The 13,359-nt window shown below is 35.6% G+C and carries 12 protein-coding genes; all 12 read right to left on the bottom strand.

Going from position 1 to position 13,359, the window contains the following annotated elements:
* Nucleotides 1-9: 9 nt before the first annotated feature.
* The 12 genes from RTP99_RS26735 to purR all read right to left on the bottom strand — a co-directional run bounded on the left by RTP99_RS26735 (nucleotide 10) and on the right by purR (nucleotide 13,308).
* A complete protein-coding gene (locus RTP99_RS26735) occupies nucleotides 10-285 on the bottom strand; it encodes an RNA-binding S4 domain-containing protein (protein ID WP_001234876.1) in 276 nt (91 codons plus the stop codon).
* A gap of 14 nt (nucleotides 286-299) precedes the next feature.
* Nucleotides 300-1,760, bottom strand: coding sequence for a bifunctional methyltransferase/pyrophosphohydrolase YabN (gene yabN, locus RTP99_RS26730; protein WP_000014257.1), 1,461 nt, complete (start codon nucleotides 1,758-1,760; stop codon nucleotides 300-302).
* Nucleotides 1,761-1,772: 12 nt separating this feature from the next.
* Nucleotides 1,773-3,374 (bottom strand): putative polysaccharide biosynthesis protein, encoded by a 1,602-nt coding sequence (locus RTP99_RS26725; RefSeq protein WP_000444153.1) that lies wholly within the window; start codon nucleotides 3,372-3,374, stop codon nucleotides 1,773-1,775.
* A gap of 230 nt (nucleotides 3,375-3,604) precedes the next feature.
* A complete protein-coding gene (spoVT, locus tag RTP99_RS26720) occupies nucleotides 3,605-4,141 on the bottom strand; it encodes a stage V sporulation protein T (protein WP_000648302.1) in 537 nt (178 codons plus the stop codon).
* A gap of 136 nt (nucleotides 4,142-4,277) precedes the next feature.
* Nucleotides 4,278-7,808, bottom strand: coding sequence for a transcription-repair coupling factor (gene mfd / locus RTP99_RS26715; protein ID WP_000579716.1), 3,531 nt, complete (start codon nucleotides 7,806-7,808; stop codon nucleotides 4,278-4,280).
* A gap of 106 nt (nucleotides 7,809-7,914) precedes the next feature.
* Nucleotides 7,915-8,139: an anti-sigma-F factor Fin gene (locus tag RTP99_RS26710; RefSeq protein ID WP_000399440.1), complete on the bottom strand. Its 225-nt coding sequence runs from the start codon at nucleotides 8,137-8,139 to the stop codon at nucleotides 7,915-7,917.
* Between the two features lie 70 nt (nucleotides 8,140-8,209).
* A complete protein-coding gene (gene pth / locus RTP99_RS26705; RefSeq protein ID WP_073569349.1) occupies nucleotides 8,210-8,770 on the bottom strand; it encodes an aminoacyl-tRNA hydrolase in 561 nt (186 codons plus the stop codon).
* A gap of 72 nt (nucleotides 8,771-8,842) precedes the next feature.
* Nucleotides 8,843-9,796 carry a ribose-phosphate diphosphokinase gene (locus RTP99_RS26700; RefSeq protein WP_000107420.1) on the bottom strand — a complete coding sequence of 318 codons (954 nt, stop codon included), beginning with the start codon at nucleotides 9,794-9,796 and terminating at the stop codon, nucleotides 8,843-8,845.
* Between the two features lie 18 nt (nucleotides 9,797-9,814).
* Nucleotides 9,815-11,194 (bottom strand): bifunctional UDP-N-acetylglucosamine diphosphorylase/glucosamine-1-phosphate N-acetyltransferase GlmU, encoded by a 1,380-nt coding sequence (gene glmU / locus RTP99_RS26695; protein ID WP_000071036.1) that lies wholly within the window; start codon nucleotides 11,192-11,194, stop codon nucleotides 9,815-9,817.
* 322 nt (nucleotides 11,195-11,516) lie between these two features.
* Complete coding sequence (gene spoVG / locus RTP99_RS26690; RefSeq protein WP_000454041.1) at nucleotides 11,517-11,810, bottom strand: septation regulator SpoVG; 294 nt, start codon at nucleotides 11,808-11,810, stop codon at nucleotides 11,517-11,519.
* Nucleotides 11,811-11,962: 152 nt separating this feature from the next.
* The gene (locus RTP99_RS26685; RefSeq protein ID WP_000869805.1) at nucleotides 11,963-12,337 is read right to left on the bottom strand and encodes a RidA family protein; all 375 of its coding nucleotides are present in this window, start codon (nucleotides 12,335-12,337) and stop codon (nucleotides 11,963-11,965) included.
* A gap of 122 nt (nucleotides 12,338-12,459) precedes the next feature.
* A complete protein-coding gene (purR, locus tag RTP99_RS26680; RefSeq protein ID WP_000702474.1) occupies nucleotides 12,460-13,308 on the bottom strand; it encodes a pur operon repressor in 849 nt (282 codons plus the stop codon).
* Nucleotides 13,309-13,359 lie beyond the last annotated feature (51 nt).

Here is a 13,359-nt window from a genome sequence, read left to right as displayed (position 1 = left end):
TAATCGATTTTAGAACAAGCCTTCTTCGGCCTTTACTTTTTCTTCACGAACTAAGCTATACATATTTGCTGCATCTTCTTTTTTAGTCGTTTCTTTCAATTCATTTATTTTTACAGTTACTATTTTTTGACCAAAACGAATTGTTAATTCATCAGCTACTTTCACATCCGAACTCGCTTTTGCCACTTGACCGTTAATGGATATTCTTCCTTGATCAGCTACTTCTTTCGCCAATGTTCTTCTTTTAATTAAACGTGATACTTTTAAAAACTTATCTAGACGCATATTAAATCCCCCTATTAACGCTCTGTTTGTTTTGCCTCTTCCCAGAAAACATCTAACTGCTCTAATGATAAATCTTGCATCTCTTTATTCATTTCAGCTACCTTTGCTTCCATGTATAAAAAACGACTGACGAATTTCTCATTTGTTGAACGTAACGCTTCTTCTGGATCTATTTTATAATGACGAGCTATATTAACAAACGCAAATAGTAAATCGCCAAATTCACTTAACATCTTCGCCTCATCCATGTTTGCGACTTCTTGTTGGAACTCTTGCCATTCTTCTAAGGCTTTCTCTATCATCGGCTGTACATCCACCCAATCGAAACCAACCTTACCAGCTTTTTTCTGGATTTCATAAGCGCGTAGTAACTGCGGCAAACTTTTTGGAACTCCATTTAAAACAGATTCTTTTACAAACCCTTTTTCTTGTTTTTTAATTTCTTCCCAATTGGCAATTACTTCATCGGCATTATTTACATCCGTATTCCCAAATACATGCGGATGACGACGAACCATTTTCTCAGATAAAGTTCGAATAATATCATCTATAGAGAACCAACCTTCGTCCTCTCCGATTTGGGCATGAAGCATAACTTGTAATAATACATCACCCAGTTCTTCTACTAAGTGATCATCATCCTCTTCATCAATTGCTTCTAACACTTCATACGCTTCCTCAATTAAATACTTCTTTAAAGATTGATGTGTTTGCTTTTTATCCCACGGACAACCATTTGGACCACGAAGGTCTGCAATAATTTCTCGAAGTACATCAAACTGTTGATATAAGGACGCACGTTCCTGAACTGGTGGTACATATACACTCGTTAAGTTATTCAACTCCGTTTCATGATCTAACATGTACAACGGCACCTTTTTCACTTGCTCAAATGAAGTCCCCGCAGCTGTTACGATATACACTTCATAATCATCTGGCAGCATCTCCATTAATGTTAATTTCACATCTGATGCAACGAATGCGTCATATACTTGGCAAAAGATTAAGTGTTGACGTAATTCTAATTGTCCTCTTTCAAATGATGTGGCGTCAATTAATTGGAACCCTTCAATCGGATCAATCTTAAGACTTGCAAACATAGGATCAAGGAAACTTTGCCCACCTTCAATTCGCACTTCAACATTCGCTACTTCACTTTTTTTCAATAGTAGCTGAACCGTTCTTTCCGCTACAAGCGGATGCCCTGGAACAGCATAGATGATTTCTGTATCTTCAGCTTGTTCTAACAATGTATTCGCAATTGTTTCATATACAATTTCAAATGTATCATGTGCTTCATATACATTGTCAAAGGCAGTATATTGTATACCTTCTTTCTCCAACTCTTCTATAACGGGATGTTCCTTCGTTCTAACAAACATGTGATCTGCTTCTTTTATTTTTCGATATACACCCATCGTTAACTGATCTAATTCACCAGCACCTAATCCTAAAATAGTAATGATTCCACTCACAACCTGCCACCTCTATCCACTCTTCTTCAATGAACCTTCTTTTTTCTCTTTTTTCATAACGGTTCCTATTTCCGCTTTTGTAAATACACGTAATTTTAAAATGAAAAACATATATGCCAATCCGCCGATGGCTACACCTAACAACGCCTCAAGTGTTGCAACACCTCTATGACTTGTATCCATCACTAATCCAGACATTTGCAATACACGCATAAACATCATTAGTACAAATCCCATACCGATACCACTAATAACTACACCTAACATATTCCGTTTGTCGATAAGCGATTCGGATACAGCTCGCATAAGTAATACACTATTTAGTATAGAAATTACAATTAACGCAACTAGCGTCGCAATTGCAGCTCCCTTCACACTAAAATATGGCATTAATATATAATTTAAAGCTAACTTTAAACAACCGCCAAATATAACGAATATTGCTGGTTTTAATGTTTGTCCTAACCCTTGCAAAATAGAAGCAGTTGTAATCGACAATGAACTAAATAAAATAGATAAAGATAAAATAGATAAAACATCTGACCCATCACTATTTTCAAACAACATAATATTCGTAGGTTGGATAATACAAGTTAATCCAATGGCTGCTGCAAATCCGATAACAAATGTTATTTTCATCGCTAACCTTACCTTTTCTCGAATAAAGGTAAGATCTCCTCTTTCCTTCGCTGCTGTAATAATTGGAATAAGCGACAACGAGAAGGAAGTTGTCACGACAGTACCTAATTGCATAAGCGGGATACTTCTGTCATAAACACCTTTTAACACCTTTGCACTTTCAGCTGGCTCTCCCGCTCCAATAAGTAGAGAATAGAAAGAAATAGAATCAGCCATTTGTATAAAAATAAGCACTAAGTTACTAACACAAATCGCTAACCCCTGCCAAAACAGGATTTTTATAATCTTCTTTTTCCCTTTAATCCTCTTTACACTTTTGAAGAATATAGAACGAAAGTCATGACGCATATAAAGTATAAGTACGATAATCCCAATCAATCCACCTGCGATTGAACCGAGCATAGCACCTGCACCAACTGTATATAAATCAAATTCGTGAGCAATTAGGAATAGAGATAAAAATACAATAATAGAAACACGAATCGTTTGTTCTATCACTTGCGAAACAGCTGTTGGCATCATATTATTGAATCCCTGGAAATATCCTCTTGCTACAGATAAAAACGGCATCAATATGAATGAAAAGGAAATAACGCGTAATAGCTTATCTAAGTGTATATCGCCCATAGCTATCGCAATTGCTTCGGCACCAAAGAACAATGTAAAAAATCCTATGAAACCAATACCTAATAAAAACCAAAAAGATACACAAATAATTTCCTCTGCTTCTTGTTTTTTCCCTCGCTCTAATCGTTCCGCAACCATTTTTGAAATTATAATAGGGAACCCATAAGTAGCTAAAATTAAACAAAATCCATAAAATGGATAAATTTGTTGGTAAATATAAAAACCAACGTCACCCGCTATATTTTGATATGGAATACGGTAAAAGGCGCTTAATACCTTTGTAACAAAACTTGCGATTGTTAATATAATAGCCCCACGCCAAAAGGCTTGATACTTCTTCGATTCCATGCAAGAAAACTCCTTTTTCTATTCTCACCCCTCGTATTATATCATAAAGAAAAGGACAAGCTTCCTTACCTACACAAGTAAGAATACGTTCGTGCAACGCTAGAAATATTCAATGAAAAAAGGTAGCAAAGCGCTACCTTCATTCAATATACATATATCTCCAAATAATTGATTTCTCAAGAAGAAATATCATAATTAGGAAAGATTGCTACTTCTAAAACCATACACCTTTACTGTTCCATTTGTTTCGCTAAGAAACTGGCAGCAGTATTGACCGCCTTGTGCTCTATTTCGCTTATAATCGCTTCTTTTGAAAAAATAATGACAGCCCCAATTGGGTCTCCATTTGCAACAATCGGCCCAACTGTATAAGAATGAACCTTTTCTGTTACACCATCAATAATGGAAATATCACTTTCGTCCGTCATAATAACAGACTTTCTTTCTTCCATCGTTTTTTCAATTAGATCGCCAACGCTTTTATTTAAGTATTCTTTTTTTGATACACCTGATACTGCGATAATAGAATCTCGATCACATACAAGCACATTATGTCCTAAGCTATCATATAAAGCATCTGCATATTCTTTTGCAAAATCACCTAGCTCGCTAATTGGAGAATATTTCTTTAAAATTACTTCTCCATCGCGATCTACAAATATTTCTAGTGGGTCCCCTTCTCGAATACGTAAAGTTCTACGAATTTCCTTCGGGATTACTACCCTACCTAAATCATCAATTCGACGTACGATTCCAGTTGCTTTCATTCTAATGCTGCCTCACTTTCTACTGATGATCAAAGTGGTGAATTTACCTGTTCATGTAAAAATCACCAACTGTTAGACATAGTATTTTACACATTAGTTCTTCTATGCACGTCGAATTGCATTTTTTTATCTAATATTAGGCATTTATGACTTCTTTTTTTACATCTGGCAAGCCTTTTAATAAATTTTCAGCAATTGTTAACCACTTCGATGTCTCTAAGCCATTTGTTTTCATGACGATTTTCAATTGTGATCCTTCCATTCCTAGACCGATCATTCGTCCAAAACTATTTCCAAGCATGAATAATTTTCCGCCATCAATGTTTTGACTCGCTTGTTCTGAGAACAGAATTGTTACTTCAAATTTATTTTGCTTAATTAATTCAATTTGTTCTTTCATTGCTAATACTTTAATATTTGCGATTTGTAATAAGTAACCAACTTCTTGCGGGTAATCACCAAATCTATCTATCATCTCTTCCTGCAACTCTTCAATATCCTCAATTGCAGAAACACCTCTAAACTGTTTATACATCATAATTTTTTGTTTACTATCAGAAATATAAGCATCCGGTAAATATGCATCTACTTCTAAATCAATTTCAACATTAACTGTATTTTCAACTCCGTCTGTTCCTCTACGCTGTTCAATTGCATCTTTTAACATTTGAGAATATAAATCAAATCCGACAGAATCAATAAATCCATGTTGTTCGGCTCCTAACAAGTTACCAGCACCACGAATTGATAAATCTCGCATCGCAATTTTGAAACCAGATCCAAGCTCTGTGAACTCCTTAATGGCTTGCAGGCGCTTCTCCGCAACTTCCGATAACACTTTATCCCGTTTGTATGCAAAGTAAGCATATGCAACACGATTAGAACGTCCAACACGCCCACGAAGCTGATACAACTGCGATAATCCCATACGATCTGCATCAAATACAATTAATGTATTTACATTTGGAATATCTACACCCGTCTCAATAATCGTTGTACTTACAAGAACATCATGCTGTCCTTCTAAAAACGATAGCATAACAGACTCTAATTCACTCTCGTTCATTTTCCCATGTGCATAAGTTACACGCGCATCTGGAACTAACATCGAAATTTCATCTGCTTTTCGTTCGATATCCTCTACACGATTATATAGGAAGTAAACTTGACCACCTCTTGCAAGCTCCCGTTCTATCGCTTCTCGCATTAATGCTGGATTATACTCTACTACATATGTTTGAACCGGGAAACGATTTTCCGGCGGCGTCTCAATAACAGATAAATCACGCACACCAAGCATAGACATATGGAGCGTACGCGGAATCGGAGTTGCCGTTAGTGTTAATACGTCAACATTTGCTTTTAATTGTTTAATTTTTTCTTTATGCGTTACACCAAATCTTTGTTCTTCATCAATAATAAGAAGACCTAAATCTTTATAAGTAACATCTTTAGATAAAATACGGTGCGTTCCGATTACAATATCTACTGTGCCATCTTTTAAACCTTTAATTGTTTCATTTTGCTGCTTTCTCGTACGGAATCTACTTAATAATCCTATATTGATTGGATAATCTTGAAAACGCTCTCGAATTGTTTCATAGTGTTGTTGTGCAAGGATCGTTGTCGGCACTAAAATTGCAACTTGTTTTTCATCCATAATTGCTTTAAACGCCGCACGAATAGCTACTTCCGTCTTTCCATATCCTACATCACCACAAAGAAGCCTATCCATCGGACGTCCGCGTTCCATATCCTTTTTAATCTCTTCAATAGAACGTAATTGATCCTCTGTCTCTTGATACGGGAAAGAGGACTCGAATTCTTGTTGTTCTGCCGTATCCGGTGTATATGCATAACCCTTTGAAGCTTCGCGCTCAGCATATAGTTTAATTAGGTCATCCGCAATGTCTTGTACAGATTTTTCAACTTTCGTTTTGACCTTCTTCCAATCATTTCCACCCAATTTATAAACTTTCGGATCCTTACCCTCAGATCCTACATATTTTTGCACTTGGTCAATTTGTTCAATTGGAACGTATAACTTATCATTACCTTGATATTTAATATTCAAATAATCTTTATGAACACCGTTAATCTCTAATGTTTCAATACCTAAGAATTTACCTATACCATGATTTACATGAACTACATAATCCCCAACTTTTAATTCCGAATAACTTTTAATACGTTCAGCATTCGATAACTTTTGCTTACGTTGTGATTTTTTAACTTTCTTATGAAAAAGCTCTTTTTCAGTAATGACAACAAGCTTTTGCATCGGCATTTCAAATCCTGCATGTAAATCACCTACAGCAATTTGTAACCTTCCAGGCAATAATATATCTGTGCCTTCTACAATATCTGCCTCAATATCATAATCACTTAAAATATGTTGTAGTTTTTTCACACGTTCATCATCTGTACCTAACACAACAGTCGTAAAATGCCCTTCGTTCCATCTATCAATTTCAGTTTTCAACAACTGCATCTGCCCATGGAAATCTTGCATTGTTTTACATGTCACATTCACAATGTTTTGCGGATGTGTATGTGCTATATGACGTAAGAATAACGTTAAATATACAAAACTTCTTTTTTTATGATGAAGAAATTCTTCAAACGAATGAGAGAAAGATAAATCTTGAATAATTGTTCCCTCACCGAGAAGGGATATATACCATTCCGCCTCTTCCGTTTCAAGATGTGATGCTGTTTCTTGAATACGTGAAATCTCATCTAAAATAACAACACCATCTTCTGGTAAATAATCTATCAGACTAGCAGGTTCATTATAGAAAATAGATAAATATTTAAACATCTGTTCTATACTTTGCCCGTTTTTTAACATCTCAATTTCATGACTTACCGTCTCAAGCACTGTAGTCTTCAACTTATCATCAGAAAGTTTTTGCATCGTCTTAGTCAGACCTTCTTCAAGATGCTTAATTCCTGATTTCAATTCTTCCTGCGAAAATAAAAACTCTGTTGCTGGACCAAATCTAACACTTTCTTTTTTATCTTGAGAGCGCTGTTCATCCACATCAAATAATCGAATAGAATCGACTTCTGTATCGAAAAATTCAATACGAAATGGTAACTCTTCAGTTAGTGGATATATATCTAATATTCCCCCACGCAAACTAAATTCTCCAGGAGCTTCTACCATAGACTTACGCTCATAGCCGATATGATGTAAAGTATGCAAAAATGTATCTAAATCAATCTCTTGCCCTAGACTGATTTCGATTTGCCTTTGCTTCCACAACTCTTTCATTGGTAAAAATCTGCGTAGTCCTGCAACTGGTGCTACAATAATCCCGTGCTCTCCTGCAGCTAAGCGATTTAACACTTCAATACGTTGCGCCTTCAATTCTGGGCTTGCAACACCAAGTTCTGATGCTATCAATTCATTTACTGGATATAGCCATACATCTTTTTCACCAAGTAACGCCACTAAATCTTCATGTACTTTTTGTGCTTGATATAAATTATGCGTCACAATAAGTTGTGATTTTTTTGTTTTTTTATATAAGGCCGCCATTAATAACGAACGAGAAGAGGTTGCCATACCTGATACAAGTTGCTCTTTTAAACCATCTTCTAATCCATTAATGACCGATTGGATCTCTTCATTTTTATAAAATTGCTCTAATAAACCTATCATTTTCAAAACCCCTCTCAACATAAAAGAGCAAGCCACTATATTTTATGCAAATATTTCGGAAAAAGAAAACAGAAAAATGCTTTGGACATGCCAAAGCGACAACATTTTATTGCAGAAATTTTTCATATTCATAATACTCAGGATAAGATGCGAGCGTTTCTTGACACAATTCACAAATCGTTTTTATATATATATTTCCATTCTCATGAAAATGAATCATTTCTACTACTTCTTGCTCTGTTAGTTGAAATAAAACGTCGCTATATACTTTTTCTGCGGTAACGGAGCCTACATTACTCCCGCAATGTCTGCAATAATAATACCCTTCCATACTAGCCTCCTAAAAATCCAATTACTGCTAGTATGGGTAAAAATAAAACAAAATATTCCCAATCGTACCCTTAACTATTGAAAGTATTCATAATTTGAAGAAAAGGTTTATTTAACCATTCTTCACATGCATCTGCTGCTTTTTCAATAGAATGATTTACACCAGGAATCTCTTCTGATGTAAAACGTCCTAATACGTAATCTACTACCTTCATTCCATTTTTCGGACGATCGATTCCCATGCGGATACGTTGAAACTCTTGTGTTCCTAAATGTGAAATTGTTGATTTCACACCATTATGTCCACCCGCACTGCCTTTCATACGAAGGCGTAATTTACCTACAGGGATGTCTAAATCATCGTACAGAACAACGAAGTCCTCTACATCAATTTTATAGTAATCCATTAACGGACGAATACTTTCCCCAGATAAATTCATATATGTAAGTGGCTTTAATAAGATTACTTTTTCTCCATTAACAAATCCTGCACCAAATACTCCTTTAAACTTTTGTTCGTTCAAAGAAATATTCCAACGCTTTGCAAGTTCATCAATCGCCATAAATCCAATATTATGCCTTGTTAATTCATATTCTCTACCTGGGTTCCCAAGTCCTACTATCAATTTCATTCTTGTACCACTACTTTCTTTTTTCGATACGAAAAGACGTAACCAATCTTGGTTACGTCTCATTCTATCCAATTAATTGAATAATACACTTACAGATTCTTCTTCGTATACACGAATGATTGCTTCTCCGATTAGTGGAGCAACTGAAAGTTCATGTACTTTGTCGATTTTCTTCTCTTCTGGTAATACGATAGAGTTCGTTACAACTAACTCTTTAATATTTGAGTTTTGGATACGCTCAATTGCTGGACCAGATAATACTGGGTGTGTACAGCAAGCATATACTTCAGAAGCACCGTTCTCAACAAGAGCGTTTGCTGCTAATGTAATTGTACCAGCTGTATCAATGATGTCATCAATTAAAATTGCTGTTTTACCTTCAATATTACCGATAATGTTCATTACCTCAGATACGTTCGGACGAGGACGACGCTTATCAATAATAGCGATTGGTGCTTTTAGGCGATCTGCCATTTTTCTAGCACGAGTTACTCCACCGTGGTCAGGTGACACGATTACGATATCTTTAAGACCTTTTGTTTCAAAGTAATCTGAAAGAATCGGTACACCCATTAGGTGGTCGATTGGGATATCAAAGAACCCTTGAATTTGTGGAGCATGTAAATCTAGAGTGATTACACGAGTTGCACCTGCTGTTTCAAGCAAGTTTGCTACAAGTTTCGATGTAATTGGTTCACGAGAACGCGCTTTACGGTCTTGACGCGCATAACCATAGTAAGGAATAACAATATTAATTGTTTTTGCAGATGCACGCTTTAATGCATCGATCATAATAAGTAATTCCATGATATGTTCGTTTACTGGGAAGCTTGTAGATTGAATAATGAATACATCGCAACCACGGATACTTTCTTCAATGTTAATTTGAACTTCTCCATCACTAAAACGATCAACAGAACATTTTCCTAGTCCTACTCCAATGTGCTTTGCAATTTGCTCAGCAAGTTCCTTATTAGAGTTTAAAGAGAATACTTTCAAATTAGAATTTAGATATTGAGTCGACATCTAGATTAACCCTCCACATTATGATTTTTTCTTATTCAGCAATTGATCAACATAGTCTTCTTTGTTAACTTGACGTGCACGTGCTACAGACAATGCTTTTGATGGAACATTCTCTGTAATTGTAGAGCCTGCTGCCACATAAGCACCGTCTTCAACTGTTACAGGAGCAACAAGGTTTGAATTACATCCAATAAATACCCCGTTACCAATCACAGTTTTGAATTTATTCTTACCGTCATAGTTCACCGTAATTGAACCACAACCCAGATTCACGTCTTCTCCAACTTGTGCATCCCCGATATAACTTAAGTGTGAAGCTTTACTTCTATTACCAAAAACAGTTTTTTTGATTTCCACGAAGTTTCCAACGCGTACTTCATCTCCAATAACTGAATCTGGGCGAATATGTGCAAATGGGCCAACCGATACTTCTGTACCAAGCTTGCTATCATGTACAGTAGATTGACGAATTGTCGTACGATCTCCAATTTCACTATCGCGAATTACTGTATGCGGCCCAATCTCACAATCAGAACCAATTACAGTGTTCCCCTCAATAATTGTTCCTGGATGAAGAACTGTATCACTACCGATAATTGCATCAGCAGAAATATACGTGTTACTTGGATCAATAATAGTAACACCATTTACCATGTTCTTTCGGTTGATACGGTTTTTCATAATAATTTCCGCTTGCGATAGAGCGACTCTGTCGTTAACACCTAACGTTTCATCGAAGTGCTCTGTTTGATAAGCTGATACAATATGACCTTCATTTTTTAAAATTTCAATAACATCTGGCAGGTAATATTCACCTTGTACGTTATCATTTGAAACTTTAGAAAGTGAAGCGAATAAAGCTTTATTATCAAAACAATACGTACCTGTATTGATTTCTTTAATAGCTAATTCTTTCTCATTTGCATCCTTATGCTCAACAATCTTTTCAACGTGACCATTCTCATTACGAACGATACGACCATATCCAGCAGGTTCTTCTATGTAAGCTGTTAATACCGTTGCCATTGCCCCTGCTTCTTTATGTTGCTGAAGTAATGCTTCCATCGTTTCAGCAGTTATTAGCGGTGTATCACCACAAATAACTAAAGTTGTTCCTTCTTCGTTTGCAAGTACACTTGCAGCTTGATCTACAGCATGTGCTGTACCAAGTTGTTCTGCTTGTAATGCAAACTCACTTACGTTTCCTAGCTGTTCTTGTACCATTTCAGCACCATGTCCTACGACTGTTACAAGTTTCTGCAATCCTAATTGAGATACTTGATCGACAACATGTTGTACCATAGGTTTTCCACATACAGGATGAAGCACCTTGTATAGCTTAGACTTCATACGTGTGCCTTTACCTGCCGCTAGAATCACTGCAAATCTGTTTGACATATAGACCCTCCATCGCAACCTATTTATCCATTAACGATATTATCCTAAATCATCATATATTTCAAGAAACACATTTTAACTATTAAATTTTACCATAATTCTTATAAGATGTTTTACTCTTTAGTATCTTTTTTAAGAAATAAGCTATACTATTTAAAATGATTTTGAAAAAATTAGAAGTTCCCCACCTTTCTTTTTCTTAATTTAGAATTTTCCGAATAAAATATATGTATAAACACAAAAAAACAAACCCCTGTAAATGCTTACAGGAGTTTGTTGCAAAATTATAGGGCTTCTCTAAAAAGCCCTTTTCATTCGAATTTTACGAAGCACCCGCTTCTTCAAACTCAACCTCTTCTAACTCGCCTAAACGATGATACTCTGTTAAAACCGCATCTTGAATTTTAGAGCGTGTACCAGAATTAATTGGATGTGCAATGTCACGGAATTCTCCATCTGGAGTACGTTTACTTGGCATTGCTACAAATAATCCATTATTACCATCAATTACACGAATATCATGAACAACAAATTCATGGTCTAGAGTAATAGAGGCAATTGCTCTCATGCGGCCTTCTGTGTTTACGCGGCGTAATCTTACGTCAGTCACTTCCATCTTGTGTTCACCACCCTTTTCTAAATAAGCGATATATTTGTATAAATTCCACAAAATTTCTATTTTCCCTTTAATTTTTTAAAAATTTTTAAGATAAAAATTTTTAATGTAATTGAATATAGAGATTAGTAGAGGTTATCGCTTACAAAGAATTACTTAACTAGGGCAATTACTTCGATTTCAACTGAAACATCTTTCGGTAATTTTGCTACTTGTACACAAGAACGAGCTGGCTTATGAGCAGAGAAATAAGATCCATATACTTCATTAACAGCATTAAAATCATCCATATCTTTTAAGAATACTGTTGTTTTTACTACCGTATCAAATGAAGCACCTGCTTCTTCTAATACTGCTTGTAAATTTTGAAATACTTGCTCTGTTTGTACTGTTACGTCTCCTACTACAAGCTCTCCACTTGCAGTTAACGGAATTTGTCCTGAACTGTAAAACATATTATTTACAATAATCCCTTGTGAATATGGTCCAATTGCTTGTGGTGCATTTTTTGTTTGAACAACTTTCATACTTTTCACCCTTTTATTATTTATTTTTACTCTTTAAAAATAGTGCACGAAAAGCAGTTTGTCCATCTATTTTGTAACTTATAAATAGAATAAAAAAAGATAAAGCTATTTGCTTTACCTTTTTACTCAGCCTCTACAAGCCCTTCATCAAATGGTGCCAGTGAATAATTTCCCTTTTCCACTTGAATCGCTTTTTCTTTCACATCAACTTCCGATAGACGAATCAATGATACATAGTTATTAATTAGTCTTTCTTCAATATCCGTGGATTCTACTAATACACCAATACCAACAACATTAGCCTTAAACTCTTCTAACATACTCATCATACCTTGAATTGTCCCGCCAGCTTTCATGAAGTCATCAATAATTAAAACATTTGATCCTTCCGGAAGACTACGCTTTGCTAACGTCATTGTTTGAATTCGCTTAGAAGAACCTGATACATAGTTAATACTAACAGTGGGTCCTTCTGTTACCTTATTATCTTTTCTTGCAATCACTACCGGTACATCTAAGTAGTTCGCCACTGCATATGCAAGTGGAATCCCCTTCGTTGCCACCGTCATAACTGCATCAATTGGTTGCCTAGCAAAAACAGAAGCAAACAAACGACCTGCGCCATTAATATGACGAGGATTACTTAAAAGATCTGTCATATATAAGTAACCACCAGGCAAAATACGATCTGGATTTTCGAATAAGCTACAAAGCTCACCAATAATTAGATCTGCCTCTTCTTCACTTATATATGGTATATATTTCACTCCTCCTGCTGCTCCTGGTATCGTTTGCAATGTGCCGACCCCTTGTTGTTCAAACGTTTGCTTAATAATAACTAAATCTTCACTAATAGAAGACTTAGCTGATTGATACCTTTCAGCAAAAAAAGTGAGAGAAACTAGCTGACGAGGGTTTTGTAACAAGTAATAAGTCATATCGACTAATCTTGTACTTCGTCTAATTTTCATACTCTCACCTCAAATCACGAATATTCTAAACAAATCATAACGTATTATACG

Origin of the sequence: Bacillus sp. (in: firmicutes) (genome assembly GCF_031983925.1) — a bacterium.
In the GTDB taxonomy this organism is placed as follows: Bacteria; Bacillota; Bacilli; order Bacillales; family Bacillaceae_G; genus Bacillus_A; species Bacillus_A pacificus.
This window is presented reverse-complemented; position numbering and strand designations above follow the sequence as displayed.